14 protein-coding genes are annotated in these 15,663 nt (G+C 42.5%); 10 read left to right on the plus strand and 4 right to left on the minus strand.

What is annotated here, in order from left to right; all coding sequences use genetic code 11:
• The 6 genes from I4Q58_RS00160 to trpA are packed head-to-tail and all read left to right on the plus strand — an operon-like array spanning window position 1 to window position 4,896.
• On the plus strand, window positions 1-570 hold the full coding sequence (locus I4Q58_RS00160) for an anthranilate synthase component II (protein WP_203292512.1): 570 nt from the start codon (window positions 1-3) through the stop codon (window positions 568-570).
• Complete coding sequence (gene trpD / locus I4Q58_RS00165) at window positions 563-1,567, plus strand: anthranilate phosphoribosyltransferase (RefSeq protein WP_317194024.1); 1,005 nt, start codon at window positions 563-565, stop codon at window positions 1,565-1,567. The genes I4Q58_RS00160 and trpD overlap by 8 nt, the downstream gene beginning before the upstream one ends.
• Entirely contained in the window at window positions 1,564-2,343 is a 780-nt protein-coding gene (trpC, locus tag I4Q58_RS00170; RefSeq protein ID WP_203292516.1) for an indole-3-glycerol phosphate synthase TrpC, read from the plus strand. The genes trpD and trpC overlap by 4 nt, the downstream gene beginning before the upstream one ends.
• The gene (locus I4Q58_RS00175; RefSeq protein WP_203292518.1) at window positions 2,340-2,966 is read left to right on the plus strand and encodes a phosphoribosylanthranilate isomerase; all 627 of its coding nucleotides are present in this window, start codon (window positions 2,340-2,342) and stop codon (window positions 2,964-2,966) included. Before trpC ends, I4Q58_RS00175 begins: the two co-directional genes overlap by 4 nt.
• Window positions 2,950-4,131 (plus strand): tryptophan synthase subunit beta, encoded by a 1,182-nt coding sequence (gene trpB, locus I4Q58_RS00180; RefSeq protein ID WP_203292520.1) that lies wholly within the window; start codon window positions 2,950-2,952, stop codon window positions 4,129-4,131. The genes I4Q58_RS00175 and trpB overlap by 17 nt, the downstream gene beginning before the upstream one ends.
• Window positions 4,132-4,134: 3 nt before the next feature.
• A complete protein-coding gene (trpA, locus tag I4Q58_RS00185) occupies window positions 4,135-4,896 on the plus strand; it encodes a tryptophan synthase subunit alpha (RefSeq protein WP_203292522.1) in 762 nt (253 codons plus the stop codon).
• An 11-nt stretch (window positions 4,897-4,907) separates the two neighbouring features.
• On the opposite strand, the gene I4Q58_RS00190 is transcribed toward trpA, so the two are convergent.
• The 4 genes from I4Q58_RS00190 to katG form a co-directional block, all read right to left on the minus strand.
• A complete protein-coding gene (locus I4Q58_RS00190) occupies window positions 4,908-6,215 on the minus strand; it encodes a sugar MFS transporter (protein WP_203294274.1) in 1,308 nt (435 codons plus the stop codon).
• Window positions 6,212-7,210, minus strand: coding sequence for a N(4)-(beta-N-acetylglucosaminyl)-L-asparaginase (locus I4Q58_RS00195; protein WP_203292524.1), 999 nt, complete (start codon window positions 7,208-7,210; stop codon window positions 6,212-6,214). Before I4Q58_RS00195 ends, I4Q58_RS00190 begins: the two co-directional genes overlap by 4 nt.
• A complete protein-coding gene (locus I4Q58_RS00200; protein WP_203292526.1) occupies window positions 7,210-10,140 on the minus strand; it encodes a GH92 family glycosyl hydrolase in 2,931 nt (976 codons plus the stop codon). The genes I4Q58_RS00195 and I4Q58_RS00200 overlap by 1 nt, the downstream gene beginning before the upstream one ends.
• 99 nt (window positions 10,141-10,239) lie before the next feature.
• Window positions 10,240-12,492 carry a catalase/peroxidase HPI gene (gene katG / locus I4Q58_RS00205; protein ID WP_203292528.1) on the minus strand — a complete coding sequence of 751 codons (2,253 nt, stop codon included), beginning with the start codon at window positions 12,490-12,492 and terminating at the stop codon, window positions 10,240-10,242.
• A gap of 128 nt (window positions 12,493-12,620) precedes the next feature.
• Here katG and I4Q58_RS00210 point away from each other — a divergent pair, with 128 nt between their 5' ends.
• From I4Q58_RS00210 to I4Q58_RS00225, 4 genes are all read left to right on the plus strand, one after another.
• A complete protein-coding gene (locus I4Q58_RS00210) occupies window positions 12,621-13,535 on the plus strand; it encodes an alpha/beta fold hydrolase (protein WP_203292530.1) in 915 nt (304 codons plus the stop codon).
• Window positions 13,536-13,569: 34 nt separating this feature from the next.
• Window positions 13,570-14,337: a DUF6090 family protein gene (locus I4Q58_RS00215; protein WP_203292532.1), complete on the plus strand. Its 768-nt coding sequence runs from the start codon at window positions 13,570-13,572 to the stop codon at window positions 14,335-14,337.
• 81 nt (window positions 14,338-14,418) lie between these two features.
• Window positions 14,419-15,048, plus strand: coding sequence for a hypothetical protein (locus I4Q58_RS00220; protein ID WP_203292534.1), 630 nt, complete (start codon window positions 14,419-14,421; stop codon window positions 15,046-15,048).
• 54 nt (window positions 15,049-15,102) lie between these two features.
• Window positions 15,103-15,639, plus strand: a complete 537-nt coding sequence (locus I4Q58_RS00225; protein WP_203292536.1) for a hypothetical protein — start codon at window positions 15,103-15,105, stop codon at window positions 15,637-15,639.
• Window positions 15,640-15,663 lie beyond the last annotated feature (24 nt).

The following is a 15,663-nucleotide window of genomic DNA, read 5'->3' on the forward strand; positions in this document are numbered from 1 at the left end:
ATGAAAATAGTAGTCATCGACAATTACGACAGCTTTGTGTACAATCTTGTTCACTATCTAAAAGAATTGGATACAGAAGTTACCGTATTCCGAAACGACAAATTTGAGTTTTCGGACCTTGAGACTTTCGATAAGATTTTACTTTCCCCAGGACCTGGTATTCCTGAAGAAGCGGGACTATTAAAACCATTGATCGAAGCTTATAAAGGGAAGAAACCAATCTTCGGGGTGTGTTTAGGACAGCAAGCTATAGGTGAAGTGTTCGGCGGAACGATTCACAACCTAGATACCGTTTTTCACGGGGTGGCAACCAAAGCAACGATTCTTCAACCCGATGAACCGCTTTTCAAAGGATTACCATCCGAAATTGAAATAGGCCGCTATCATTCTTGGGTGATCAACCGAGAAAATTTTCCTGCGGAACTGACCATTACTTCAGTAGATGAAAACAACCAGATTATGGCTATTCGGCATAACGCCTATGATATCTGCGGTGTGCAGTTCCATCCCGAGAGTGTGCTTACACCCAATGGAAAACAAATCATTAAAAATTGGATTGAAAGTGAATAAACTAAAAGATATATTACAGCAACTTATTCAGCATAAAACGCTTACTAAGACCGAAGCGAAGGAAGTCTTAATTGCTATTTCAGAAGGAAAATTTAGCACTAGCGAAATTGCCGCTTTCATTACAGTTTATATGATGCGAAATATTTCCCTGGAAGAATTAGAAGGCTTTCGCGATGCCTTATTGGAACTTTGCATTCCCATGCGTTTTGACGGAATTGATACTATCGATCTCTGTGGAACGGGTGGCGATGGTAAGAATACGTTTAATATTTCAACCTTGGCGTCGATGGTGACGGCCGGCGCAGGTGTTCCCGTTACCAAACATGGCAATTATGGCGTTTCCTCGGTAAGCGGTAGTAGCAATGTGCTGGAAGCCCTCGGTGTCACATTGAGCAATGATCGCACTATTTTGGAGCGTTGTTTGGAAGAAGCGAATATTTGTGTCCTGCATGCCCCACTCTTTCACCCAGCGATGAAAACTGTGGGCCCGATTCGACGGGAACTTGGCGTGAAGACGTTCTTCAACATGCTTGGTCCACTCGTAAATCCAGCCTTCCCGAAATATCAAATGATCGGTGTTTTCAATCTCGAACTGGCGCGTTTATACGAATATCTGCACCAAAACGGTGACAAGGAGTATAGCATTGTTCATGCCCTGGATGGCTACGATGAAATTTCATTGACCGGTCCTGCAAAAGTGCTTACAAACGAACGAGAACTATATGTCGAAGCCGAAACCTTTGGTGTTGAGAGCATCACGCCCCAGGAAATTTTTGGTGGCGGAACGGTCGATGCATCTGCAGCCTTATTTCTTAAAATATTGGAAGGCGAAGGCACGACAGCACAGCAAAACGTAGTCTGCGCAAATGCTGCAGTAGCAATTGCAACCGCGACGAAGTGTTCCTTGAATGAAGGGTTTGGAAAAGCACAGGAATCGTTGGTTTCAGGAAAGGCGCTGCAATCGCTTCAACAACTTCAAAAAATCACGAATTTATGAGCATTCTGAAAAAAATTACCGATTACAAACGAATGGAAGTAGCGGCCATGATGAATACGTTACCGCTTTCCCTTTTGAAAAAGTCAGCGTATTACGACGAATCATGCATTCCATTTTCTGATGTTTTCTCGCAAGGTTTTGGGATTATTGCCGAGCACAAACGCAAGTCGCCCAGCAAAGGGCTTATCAACAATCAAATCGGCGTACAGGAAGTTGTAGAAGGATATGAAACAGCTGACGCAAAAGCACTTTCGGTTCTTACTGATACCCATTTTTTCGGAGGAGCGTTAGAAGATTTAGTATTGGCAAGACAGCATTGTTCACTCCCTATTCTTAGGAAAGAATTTATCGTAGATCCCTATCAAATCCATGAAGCGAAGGCCTACGGTGCCGATGCCATTTTATTGATAGCCGCATGCTTATCGGAAGAAGAGCTTATTTCCTTTTCGGCCTTGGCGAAATCGATTGGGTTGGATGTGTTGGCAGAAATACATAATGAAGAGGAATTGGAGCATTGCCTATTACCATCCATAGATATGATTGGTGTGAACAATAGAAATCTAAAAACATTTCAGGTTTCCATTGAAACGAGTATATCACTTGCTAGCAAGATTCCTTCTTCCTATGTGAAGATTTCTGAAAGCGGCATTAGCGATGCCAAAACAATTAAAACCCTTCGAGAACATGGGTATCAAGGCTTTTTGATTGGTGAATGTTTTATGAAGGAAACACATCCGGGAACGGCCTTGCAAAACCTGTTAAACGAGCTATCATGAAATTAAAAGTGAAAGTGTGCGGCATAAAATATAATACAAAGGCTGTAGCCGACTTACAACCTGATTATTTAGGATTTATCTTCTATGAAGGCAGTCCGAGGTATGTCGAAAAAACTGATAGTGCTATTCCAGATTTCATTAAGAAAGTTGGGGTTTTTGTACAGGAAAAGATTGAAAAGATAGCGAACATCGTAGCTGCAAATGAATTGGAGGTAGTGCAACTACACGGAAAGGAAGATATAAAGTATGCTGAAGTTCTTCGGAAGCAGATACCGAAACAAGTTAAGATATGGAAGGTATTTCATATAGGAAACGAATTTGATTTCGATCAACTCGCTCCTTTTGAACCCTTTGTAGATGCCTTTCTATTCGATACCAAAAGTGAAGCCCTGGGAGGTTCTGGGAAACGCTTTTCATGGCAGGTATTGCAACAATACCCTTCCAAGAAACCCATAATTCTTAGTGGTGGAATAGGAGAAGAACATCTTTCAGAATTGAAAGCATTTATAGCACAAGACAGAATTCCCATTCACGCCATTGATGTTAACAGCAAATTTGAAACACGGCCCGGACATAAAGACACCAATGCCCTAAAACGATTTATAGATGAAATATCAAGTTGATGATAACGGATATTACGGCGCCTATGGAGGTGCCTTTATCCCAGAAATGTTATATCCGAATGTTGAAAGATTACGAAAGGAGTATCGGAACATAATCGAAGATGATGGCTTTCGAAAGGAATTTCAAGAACTCTTGAAAGAATATGTGGGGCGCCCGACCCCATTGTATTTTGCCAAGCGCCTTTCAGAAAAGTACAACACAAAGATTTACCTTAAACGTGAAGATCTCTGCCATACGGGCGCCCACAAGATCAATAATACCATCGGACAGATACTGTTGGCAAAACGCCTCGGCAAGAAACGCATCATTGCTGAAACGGGCGCTGGTCAGCATGGCGTGGCCACCGCAACTGTTTGTGCCTTGATGGGAATCGACTGTTTTGTGTATATGGGGGAAGTGGATATGGAGCGACAAGCACCCAACGTGGCACGAATGAAAATGCTAGGCGCAGAAGTGATTCCTGCAAGCAGCGGAAGTAAGACACTAAAGGATGCTACCAATGAAGCCATTCGCGATTGGATTAACAATCCCGAGGATACCCATTACATTATTGGAAGTGTGGTAGGACCACATCCCTATCCAGATATGGTAACGCAGTTTCAAAAGGTTATTTCGGAAGAAATGCAGCAACAACTAAAAGAGAAAGAAGGCATCGAAGACCCCAATTACATTATTGCCTGTGTGGGGGGCGGCAGTAATGCTGCTGGTGCTTTTTATCAGTATCTAGAAAATGAAGCTGTTACCCTTGTCGCTGTGGAAGCCGCTGGAAAAGGAATCGATTCTGGTGAAAGTGCAGCGACTTCGGTATTGGGATCGCCGGGTGTTATTCACGGTAGTAAAACGCTGTTGATGCAGACAGAGGATGGACAAATTACCGAGCCCTATTCTATTTCGGCAGGACTTGACTATCCTGGAGTTGGTCCATTACACGCCCATCTTCGAGATTCGAATCGTGCGAAGTTTCTCAGCGCCACCGATGCAGAAGCCATGGAAGCTGGTCTTCAACTATGCAAACTGGAGGGGATTATACCGGCCATCGAAACGAGTCACGCCCTGGCAGCCTTAGACCAAATGAGTTTTCAGCATGAAGATATTATCGTCATTAACCTCAGCGGTCGTGGCGACAAGGATTTAGACACCTACATTCACTATTTTAATTTATAGAAAATGAATCGCATTCAACAGTTATTTCAACAAGATAAAAAATTGGTATCGGTCTATTTCACGGCTGGCTACCCTAAGTTGGATGATACCATTCCTATTTTGGAAGCTTTACAGGAAAGTGGTGTAGATTTGGTTGAAATCGGACTTCCCTATAGCGATCCGTTAGCCGATGGTCCGACCATACAAGCGAGCGCGACACAAGCGCTCAAAAACGGAATGACCACCGAGCTGCTGTTTCAACAATTAGAGCTTATTCGGGAAAAAATTCACATTCCATTAATCTTGATGGGATACTTCAACCCTATTCTGCAGTTTGGAGTGGAGAAGTTCTGCAAACGATGTGAAGCGATTGGAATTGATGGTATAATCCTTCCCGATTTGCCTTTGGAGGTTTATTTAAACGACTTCAAGGAACTTTTCGAACAGTATGATCTTTTCAACATACTGCTCATTACCCCTTCCACTTCAACGGAAAGAATTCGTATGATTGATCAACACACCAAAGGTTTTCTCTATATGGTGAGTAGTGCAAGTACAACTGGAAAGCAAGCGGCATTCGGAAGTTCGCAACGGGAATATTTCACCCGAATCGATGCTATGAAACTAAAACATCCAAAATTGGTAGGATTTGGTATTTACGATAAGAACAGCTTTCAAGCTGCCACTGAGTTTGCAAACGGTGCAATAGTAGGAAGTGCATATATAAAATTTTTAACTGAAAACCCTATTGGAGAAACATCTTCATTCGTATCGAAACTCCGCTAAACGAACTTCGTTTATGCACCCATACGAATCACTCTTCTAGAGAATACAAATATGTACCCATAACAAAGCACGATAAGAATAAAGGCTATTTTAAAACCAACGCCATCCACCAGCGCGCCAAACAGAGGTGGAACGACCGCTCCTCCAAAAATAGCGGTACAAAGCAAACCTGAAACCTGAGGTTTCGCATCGCCCTGACCTTCTAAGGTTAAGGTGAAGATGGTAGGAAACATGATACTATTAAAAAGCCCCACCGACAGTATTGCGAACATGGATACCAATCCGATTGTATTCATGGATACTGCAATCATCATAACAGCAAATACGGCGAAAATCGCGAGTACTTTTGACGGCAATAGCAAACGTGTTAGCAGACTACCGATAAAGCGTCCGACCATCGCGCCTCCCCAATACAGAAACACGAAACTCCCAACTACTGCTTTTCCATCAATCTGCTGTAAATCGCCTACCGAGAAAACACTGGCGATAGTATTCATGAAATCGCTGTTCCGAATGGTGCCAACCAGATTCATATCCAAAAAATAATTCACCAAATAGCTGCCAATAGCCACCTCAGCACCAACATAGAGAAAAATTCCAATAGCACCCCAAACGGTTTTTGGATTTTTCAAAACGGTGAGATACCCCCTTTCGGGTACTTCTTTTAAGATCTTCGGAAGATTGACGAATAAAAAGAATACCGCTAATAATCCAATAGCTCCGGCTAACCACAAAAAGGGCTGTTGCACTGCAGCGGCTTCAGAAACGTAGTACGACTGACGTTCGACTTCGGTCAATACTTCAATCTCTTGCGTATTTTTGATGGTATCGCTTAATAAATAGGCTGCTCCTACAATTGGTGCTAAGGTTGTGCCGAGACTATTGAACGCTTGGGCTAGGTTCAATCTACTCGAGGCGCCTCCTTCATCCCCTAAAACCGCCACATAGGGATTGGCAGCCACCTGAAGAATCGTGATGCCACCCGCTAGCATAAAATACGCTAATAAGAACACTGAGAACAACCGTTCACCAGCCGCTGGATAAAACAACAAACAGCCAATCGCCATAGTTGCTAAACCAACAAATATTCCCCGCTGGTATCCGATTCGCGATAGCAATGCGCCCGCAGGAATCGATAATACCAAATACGCCAAGAAAAAGGCAAATTGTACTAGTCCTGCCTGAAAATAACTGAGTTCAAATACATCCTTAAGTCTCGGAATCAGGCTATCGACCAATACGGTAATGAATCCCCAAAGGAAAAACAATGTCGATACGATAATGAAAGGCAGGGTAAACTTTTGTTTGGACACGCTTATTCTGTTTTTAGATGAAAGGCAGCTTCTTTTCGAGTATTGGTTCCGTTGCGATATTCCATCATGGCAAAGCCTTGCTGTAGACTAAAACTACCGGTTTCACCTGCTTTGTTGATGGCAATGTAGGCAATCTGAAAATCGGATAGGTTTTTTGCGGTTTTTACGGTTCGCATCACGGCCGCTTCACAAGCTTGCTGCGGACTCATACCATTGCGCATCAATTCAACGATTAGGAAACTACCTACTTTTTTCATGATTTCTTCACCCAAACCAGTTCCAGCAGCACCACCAACTTCATTATCTACGTATAGACCACTTCCGATTATCGGGGAATCCCCTACCCGACCCATCATCTTATATGCCAAACCAGAGGTTGTACACGCGCCTGCGATATCACCATTTTTATCGAGCGTGAGCATACCGATGGTATCATGGTTTTCAATATTGATGATCGGCTTATACTCCTTCTCCTTTAACCATTCCTGGTAGGCCTCTTGTGAAGCTTCGGTCATAAGGTTCTCTTTCTTGAATCCTTGCGTATAGGCAAACTGCTCTGCTCCTTCGCCTGCCAACATAACGTGAGGGGTTTCTTCCATGACCTTTCGCGCCAAGCGTGCCACGTTTGTAATATTTTCAACACACACCACCGCACCAGCATTTCCATTGGGTGCCATGACACAGGCATCTAGAGTAACTCGGCCTTCCCGATCGGGTGCGCCCCCTTTTCCCACAGTGGTATTCTTAAGATTTTCCTCTTCTACCGATACCCCATCAATGACCGCATCTAACGCATTTTTACCATTCTGCAAGGCCAATCCAGCGGTTTCGTTGGCTTTTGAAAAGCCCCAAGTACAGATTGCGATCTCGCCTGGTTTTACCATAGGTTTTTTTGTTTTTTCATCATTTTTTTGGGTTTCATTACATCCAATAGCAAAAACGCCAATACCAGCTGCCACTCCGGCTTGGGTAGTCGATTTTAGAAAAGTTCGTCGTTTCATCAGTCAATACTTAATTCGTCAATAAAAATCCAAGCCGTACCATCATATTCATATCCCAGATGCCATGAAGGTACTTTGCCAATGGTCTCTGCGGTAAGCTTCACATAACGTCCCTGTGTTTCAGAAAACGTAATAGCTACCGCTTCAATCCGTACTTCTTCATCTTTATTTGCGCCCGCCAATTCCTTTTCCGAAAGAGAACGCCACTCCTTCCCATCAGATGAAACTTCAATTTTTATTTCACTAGGAAGAAAGATCCAACTTCTTTGGTCCTGAAGGAAGGCGGTTGAGATTTGATCAATCGTTTTTTCTTCACCCAAATCGACTATCGCCACTACATCTTGGTTTTGATAGCCTTGCCATGCCCCGGTACGGAAATCGCGGGTGCCACGAATGCCATCGATTAATGCCTTTTCACCACCGGCGCTGTATTCATTGGCATATTGACTCTTTAGTTGAATATCGATATCCGGATTGATTTTGTAAAATGAAGTCGTAATCAACTCACTACGCTTTCCATTCTTTTCAGCATATACCATCAGGTTCCCATTTGTCTTAATGTGAAGCGGATTGCTATAGTTCAAGACTTCACCGTCGTTCCATTGGTAATAGATCTTGGCTTCTGTATCTACATGAGCAAGCTGAATACTTGTTTTCTCCTGAAAGGCCACTTCGCCTTTACTAATAAATGGTGCTGGCACAATCAGGTGATCTTTAATTTCAGTTGTGGGTACTTCAGTGTCCTTTGTAGCCCAATCAGTTGGTGTGTCCGACATTTTGAATGAAAGCGTTCCGCCATTCATAAGCTCTTCGTGGGTAATATAGCTTCGTCCTAAAGCTTCCCCATTCAACACAACATTTTCAATATATTTTTTTCCTTCTACCGCTCCTTCTGCTTCAATCGTGAAGCTATTTCCGTTTTCCAGTTGAAGCGTTGCTCTAGAAATGATGGGTGAACCAATAATATATTGATTGCTCCCAGGCGTAACCGGATAGAAACCAAGGGCTGAAAATATATACCAAGCGCTCATCTGACCGCAATCCTCATTTCCTGAAATACCATCGGGTTCGTTGGTGTAAAGTGTGGTCAGGATTTCATGAACTTTTTCCTGTGTTTTATGTGGCTTGTTGATGAAGTTGTACAGGTAAGCCATATGGTGACTCGGTTCATTACCATGAGCATACTGACCGATAAGGCCTGTAATGTCTGCCTGATGACGACCAGCCGTTTCGTTTTTTGCGGTGAAGAGTTCACCTAAATGATTTTCATACGCTTTTTTTCCACCCATGAGTGAAATATGACCCGCAATGTCCTGTGGTACATATAAGCTATACTGCCATGCATTCGCTTCGGTATAGTTGAAGTTCACTTCATAAGGGTCGAATGGTCCGAACCACGTATTGCGAAAACGTCCCCGCATGAAATTGGTAGATGGATCGAAGACATTCTTGTAGAACTGCGCCCTTTTGATGTACGTTTCAAAGGTGCCGGAATTCCCCATCTTCTTCGCCATTTGTGCAATGGTCCAATCGTCGTAGGCATATTCGAGCGTTTTGGACACCGATTCACTCTCCTCTTCAACAGGAATAAAACCGTTATTACGATAGCTTTCCAAGCCCAATTTGTTCTGTTCGGCTGAATTTTTCATTGCCTTCAGCGCTTTTTCGGCATCAAAATCACCGATTCCTTTTAAATAGGCATCAGCAATTACGGATATACCATGATAGCCAATCATACACCCCGTATAGTTTGCGGATAGGTCCCAAATAGGAATGATGCCTCCCTCTTCATACTTCGCTAGCATAGTTTTGACAAAATCGTTGGTTCGCTCCTGTTCGATAATCGTGTAGAGTGGATGTGTAGCGCGATACGTATCCCAAAGGGAAAATACGGTGTAGTAGTTGAACGCATCGGATTGGTGTATCTTCAAATCCATTCCGCGATAGCGTCCGTCCACATCCTGGTACAGGTTTGGTGCTAGCATTGTATGGTATAAGGCTGTATAGAAGATAGTTTTTCTATCGGTATTGGATTCTTCGATCATAATTTTTAAAAGCTGATTATTCCATGCTTTTATGGCTTCTTCCCGAACCTGATCGAAGGATTTTTTACCGATTTCCATGCGCATATTGCGCTCGGCGCCGGCTTCATCGACTGCCGAGATGCCAACTTTCACCACGATGGGTTCATTGGATGGATTGTTGAATTGAAGTGCTGCTTTGACCGCTTCACCTGTATCTTCAAAATTCTGATAGGTGTAATTTTCAATAGGATGCGAGAACTCAATATAATAAAAAAGCCGTTGATCTTCAGCCCACGCCTTTGAATGTCGATACCCTGAAATAGATGTGTTTGAGCGCTTTGTAATGTTGAAATCCAATAGTCGATCCCGATGCTCCAAATCCAAGATTACGATTTGATTCTCTGCGGAAGGAAAGGTGTAGCGGTGCATTCCGGCTCTTTCGGTTGTAGTAAGCTCTACCAATATATCGGTACTATCCAGCTTTACCCTATAATAGCCTGCTGTAGCAGTTTCATCTTCATGTCTGAAATGCGCACGATATCCCTTTGACCCATCTGCGCCATTATTGAAGACTACTTCATTCGTTGGCATCAGTAGAATATCACCATAATCGCTAACTCCAGTTCCGCTTAAATGCGTGTGCGAAAATCCATAAATATAGGAATCGCTAAAATGATACCCACTACAACCATCCCATCCTTCCAATCGCGTATCCGGACTCAGCTGTACCATTCCAAATGGCATGGTAGCTCCGGGATAGGTATGACCATGACCACCGGTACCGATAAAGGGATTTACAAATTGTGTCAGATCGTTAGGTGCTGCCGATGTGGTATTTTTCTGTTGTGAAAAAGAAATTTGACCAATAAGAAATAATATAATCGAGAGGAGGATACTTCGAATCATGATAGCAAGATAGGAAAAGTTGAAAAATGATTTAGGTATTCATGAAATAAAAACGACCTCTGAAAAGAGGCCGTTTTTTAAATTAATATGATGAAATAATTAGTTCACATCAAACCGATCCAAGTTCATGACCTTGGTCCAGGCCTTAACAAAGTCGGTTACAAATTTCTCCTTGCTGTCTTCACAGGCATAGACCTCTGCCAAGGCACGAAGCTCAGAGTTCGAACCAAATATTAAATCGACACGAGTACCGGTCCATTTTACATCGCCAGAGGTACGGTCGCGACCTTCAAATACATCATCATTATCGGAAGTAGCTTTCCAAGTCGTTCGCATGTCCAACAGATTCATAAAGAAATCATTGGTCAAGGTGCCAGGATTATCGGTAAAGACTCCATGTTTAGATCCATCATAGTTCGCATCCAAGACACGCATTCCCCCGACCAAAACGGTCATTTCAGGAGCGGTTAGGGTTAGTAATTGCGCTCGGTCTACCAACAATTCTTCTGCAGTGACGCTAAACTTAGCCTTCACATAATTTCGGAAACCATCTGCCTGAGGCTCCAAGGCATCGAATGCCTCTGCATCGGTCATTTCGACGGTAGCATCGGTTCTACCTGGTGTAAAGGGTACCTCGATAGTGTGACCGGCATCCTTAGCGGCCTTTTCTATGGCAGCATTTCCACCCAACACAATTAAATCGGCCATCGAAACCTTCTTATTTCCAGATTGATTGTCGTTGAATTCATGTCTAATTTTATCCAAGGTGTTTAATACCTTTTTCAACTGCTCTGGATTGTTCACCTTCCAATTGTTTTGTGGCGCTAATCGAATACGAGCGCCATTGGCACCGCCACGCATATCCGATCCTCTAAAGGTAGAGGCAGATGCCCAAGCGGTTGTGACCAATTCTGAAATCGATAAACCAGAAGCAACAATGTTCCTCTTCAATTCCTTCACATCTGCATCGGAAACCAAATCGTAATCTACTTTCGGTACGGGATCTTGCCAAATCAATTCCTCTTTTGGCACTTCTGGTCCGAGATAACGGGAAACAGGCCCCATATCACGGTGCGTCAATTTGAACCAAGCTTTTGAATAAGCCTCGGCAAACTCCTCCGGATTTTCAAGGAAATGTCTTGATATCTTTTCATACTCAGGATCCATCTTCAATGAGATATCGGTCGTGAGCATAAAAGGAGCATGTTTTTTATTAGGGTCGTGTGCATCTGGCACTGTTCCGGCGCCTTCGCCATTTTTAGGCTGCCATTGATAGGCACCACCGGGTCCTTTGATACATTCCCAATCGTATTTAAACAAATTCGTTAAATAGGTGTGGCTCCATTTAATCGGGGTATCTGTCCAAGCTCCTTCAATACCACTTGTAATGGTATCAACTCCCATACCTGTATTTAAAGAGTTATGCCAACCCATTCCTTGTGCTCCAATTCCAGCGGCTGCCGGCTCTTCTTTTACATATTTTGTCGGATCGCCAGCTCCATGGGTTTTTCCAAAAGTATGTCCCCCGGCAATTAAGGCTACTGTTTCATAATCGTCCATCGCCATTCTTCCGAAGGTTTCACGAATATAATGTGCTGCTTCAACAGGATCAGGATTTCCATTATGGCCTTCTGGATTCACATAGATAAGTCCCATATGCGCTGCACCCAAAGGGTTTTCTAAGTCATCTTCCGCATAGCGATCTTTATTCCCCAGCCATTCGGTTTCAGAACCCCAATAAATATCTTCTTCGGGCTGCCAAATATCTTCACGTCCACCGGCAAAACCGAACATTTCCAATCCCATGGACTCATGGGCAACGTTTCCGGCCAAAATCATGAGGTCTGCCCAAGAGATTTTCTTGCCATATTTCTGTTTGATGGGCCAAAGTAATAATCGTGCCTTGTCCAAGTTTGCGTTATCTGGCCAACTGTTTAAGGGTGCAAAGCGTTGCGAGCCTGAACCACCACCGCCTCGTCCGTCGGCAATACGATAGGTTCCTGCACTATGCCATGCCATTCGAATAAAGAAGGGACCGTAATGGCCATAATCGGCAGGCCACCAGTCCTGGCTATCCGTCATCAGTTCTTCTAGGTCTTTTTTCACCGCTTTGAGGTCTAATTTCTTAAACTCTTCAGCATAGTCGAAATCCTCCCCCATCGGATCGGCGAGATTGGAATGTTGTCGTAAAATACCGAGATTTAGTTGGTTGGGCCACCAATCGCGATTATTGGTGCCGCCTCCTGCTGCTTGATGTAATTCCCCGTTTAGGAAGGGACAAGAGGCTGAAGATTCATTTACATCCCATACTTTGCTACCGCTGGGATTTGAGCTATTGTTACCATGATCCATATGAAATCGTTTTATGTTGACAAATATTTCTTCAAATTACAATTCTTATAAGAGATTCGGGTGAAATGTTAATTTATTTGATTTATTTTAACATTGAATTTCATTATACTGTAATTAATCTCCTGTGTATGATACAGATGAAAAAGCTGTCAAAGCTGTTAATACTACTTTTTACAGTTTTCGCGTATGGACAAACTTCCCATTTTGTAGAAATTGAAGGCGGTAGGCTTCACTATAAAACCATCGGAAGCGGAACACCTATATTGATAATTAACGGTGGCCCTGGGTTTAACAGTGAAGGCTTTCTTCCCATGGCTACCAAAATCGCCGAAATGGGATACCAAACAATTTTGTACGATCAGCGCGGAACGGGTAAGTCTACCTTGGAAACTGTTTCTCCAGAAACCATCACTTTGGATTTGATGAATAGCGATATTGAAGCTATTCGAAAGGACATGCAACTTGAAGAGTGGATTGTGCTTGGGCATTCCTTCGGAGGTATGATGGCCAATTATTATGCAGCGCATTACCCTGAACGCGTTTCCGCCATGATCCAATCTTCTTCGGGCGGCATGAATCTCGACTTAATGGCATCCGCAAGGAATGGTGTTACCGATAAATTGACCACTAAGGAAGCCGATTCGCTCATCTATTGGCAGCAACGGTATGCTAGAACACAGGATACTAAAGATCGTAGAAGATATGTACGGTATATGGCAAAAGCGTATGTCCATAACGATTCGCACGCAACTGCTGTGGCCGATCGACTTATGGAGGGGAATCTTCAACTAAATAGAATGGTATGGAATGATCTTCAGGAGATAGCTTTCGACTGCTCAGAGGCCTTGAAGAGCTTTACAAAACCTGTTTTAATACTCTACGGTAAAAACGATGTGGTCCCCGTGGAAATTGCTACTGGAATGGCTAATATCTATCCAAACGCTACTTTGGTCCCGATGGAAAATTGTGGTCATTACGGATGGCTGGATAATCCCAAAACATATTATGGCAGTATTAAAACATTTATTTCATCACTTAATTAAATCGTGTTAAACGAATTTATTAAAAGTTAGTCCTATGTTGAAATTCTTTAGACGTATTCGAAAAAATTTGATCGAAGAGAAAAAAGTAAAGAATTATCTTCTTTATGCCATTGGCGAAATAGTATTGGTCGTTATTGGTATCCTAATTGCCTTGGCCATTAACAACGCTCAACTTCGAAGTACTAAAAAAGATAAGGAACAGGTATACCTTTCTGGGCTTCATGAAGAATTCGAGACAAGCTTGCGCAAACTGGAAGTATTGCGCGACGTCAATAATCAGAATTTGGAAGGTTCCAAACAACTGCTGTCCTTTATTGAAAGTGATAGTCTGGAGATTTCAGAACAGGAATTATCTAACATATTAATCAAGACCTTTGCTTTCGACATTGCCTATAATCCCAATAAATCGTTGTTGGAAGAGATGATTAGTTCTGGAAGCTTAAAGGATCTTTCCAACACAAAGCTTCGTATACAACTTACCAATTGGATATCTACATTGGAAGACATCGCTAAGCAGGAAGAAGAACTGCGTATTCAACGTCAATTTGTAACCGATATGATGCGAAGGGATAGTTTAAGCGTTCGAACTATTTTTGATGATAGCGGGATTAGTAACGACTTGGGAATTCCATTGGCGATAAAACCTATATCGAACCGCGCCTTATTATCTTCTCCCGAATTTGAAAACAATGTATTGCTCTTTCTGATAACGGCAAATGCCACCGAGCAAATGCATTATATACCGCTGTATTCAGATTTGAAGAATATAGTAGCTTCTTTAGAGGCAGAACTCGAATATTGATAATGGTATAAACCTTATGATTTTCTTAAGCAATTGCTGTTGGTTCAAGTGCTACCTTTACTATAGACACGGCACCAACCAATGATGAAGCTATTAGCCATAACATTTTTGCTTTTTTGTCTGCTAACAGCTTGCAAGGAGCATTCATCACAACCAAGAGATAAGGATTTTAATACCAAATCCGAGATTACTACTAGTAGCAATCACTTTCGAATTGGGAATTCCTCAGCTGGTATTTTTAAATTGGGCGATTCGCTTCCAACCGCTGCTTTTTACCATGAGTATTCTATTTCAACCAAGGAAATCGTAAAGCGTTCAGAAGGAAGTATGGTTACCACAATGGTATATACTGTTTCAGATGATGAAGAGGAGTTACTGCAATTAAAACCCTCTTATCGAAATAAGCATATCATTGGAGAAATCATAATTCTTTCACCCCTATTTAAAACACCTAAAGGTATTGGTGTTGGTTCCGATTTAAATTCCTTTTTTAAAGCTTATCCCGATGGTATTCTTTGGTATACCTATGTCAGCGATCGTTTCGTGGCAGAGACCGAACAATTGGAGGCGCAATTTCTACTAGATGAAGATGGTTTTACAGCTACGGTTTCATCCGATGAAGAAATTATACCGTTAAAGCGTACTACCTTTAAGCCCGATACCGAAATCAAAAGAATTCGGCTATGGAAAGTCCAAAATTATATCGACTAGAATAGTTTGGGTCTCACTTCTAATTTGCGATATTTGTGCGATAACGCTCCTTAAGTGAAGTTCAAGATAATCGCCATAGTACTTTTAATCGCGCTGGTTGTGCCCACAACGGCGACGTTTTTTTGGCTTCAACGCGAAAAAGCCATACTGAAGAAAGAGGTAAAACATCGTATGATGAAGGTTACTTCAGAAGAAGAACTCGTGTTACTTAGCTTTACTGAAACCGAAATATCCGAAAAACTACGTTGGGAGCATAGCAAGGAATTCGAGTTTGAAGGGCAGATGTATGATATCGTGAAAAGTAAAAAGGAAGGCGATAGAATATACTATTGGTGCTGGCTGGATGCAGAAGAGACGGAACTTAACCAGAAACTCGCCAAGCTAACTTCCGACGTATTCGGTAGAATCCCCAATAACCGTAAGAAACAACAAACACTGCTCTCTTTTTATCGAACCCTTTATGTAAACCAGCCCATGGCTTGGTCGTTTACTACTACGGTGGACTCAAAACATAAAATAGCTAGTACACTTCAATTACATATTGAAGAAAAGAATAACATTCCTCCTACCCCTCCTCCAAAAGTTGTATAACTCACGAATGCCTTAAAACTAGAA

Source organism: Luteirhabdus pelagi, from assembly GCF_016827595.1.
Classification (GTDB): Bacteria; Bacteroidota; Bacteroidia; order Flavobacteriales; family Flavobacteriaceae; genus Luteirhabdus; species Luteirhabdus pelagi.

What these genes read in the sequence shown, in the direction of transcription:
- I4Q58_RS00160 (WP_203292512.1), top strand. Translation starts at nt 1, where the DNA reads ATGAAAATAGTAGTCATCGACAATTACGACAGCTTTGTGTACAATCTT.
- trpC (WP_203292516.1), top strand. Translation starts at nt 1,564, where the DNA reads ATGAGCATTCTGAAAAAAATTACCGATTACAAACGAATGGAAGTAGCG.
- I4Q58_RS00175 (WP_203292518.1), top strand. Translation starts at nt 2,340, where the DNA reads ATGAAATTAAAAGTGAAAGTGTGCGGCATAAAATATAATACAAAGGCT.
- trpB (WP_203292520.1), top strand. Translation starts at nt 2,950, where the DNA reads ATGAAATATCAAGTTGATGATAACGGATATTACGGCGCCTATGGAGGT.
- trpA (WP_203292522.1), top strand. Translation starts at nt 4,135, where the DNA reads ATGAATCGCATTCAACAGTTATTTCAACAAGATAAAAAATTGGTATCG.
- I4Q58_RS00195 (WP_203292524.1), bottom strand. Translation starts at nt 7,210, where the DNA reads ATGAAACGACGAACTTTTCTAAAATCGACTACCCAAGCCGGAGTGGCA.
- I4Q58_RS00200 (WP_203292526.1), bottom strand. Translation starts at nt 10,140, where the DNA reads ATGATTCGAAGTATCCTCCTCTCGATTATATTATTTCTTATTGGTCAA.
- katG (WP_203292528.1), bottom strand. Translation starts at nt 12,492, where the DNA reads ATGGATCATGGTAACAATAGCTCAAATCCCAGCGGTAGCAAAGTATGG.
- I4Q58_RS00210 (WP_203292530.1), top strand. Translation starts at nt 12,621, where the DNA reads ATGATACAGATGAAAAAGCTGTCAAAGCTGTTAATACTACTTTTTACA.
- I4Q58_RS00215 (WP_203292532.1), top strand. Translation starts at nt 13,570, where the DNA reads ATGTTGAAATTCTTTAGACGTATTCGAAAAAATTTGATCGAAGAGAAA.
- I4Q58_RS00220 (WP_203292534.1), top strand. Translation starts at nt 14,419, where the DNA reads ATGATGAAGCTATTAGCCATAACATTTTTGCTTTTTTGTCTGCTAACA.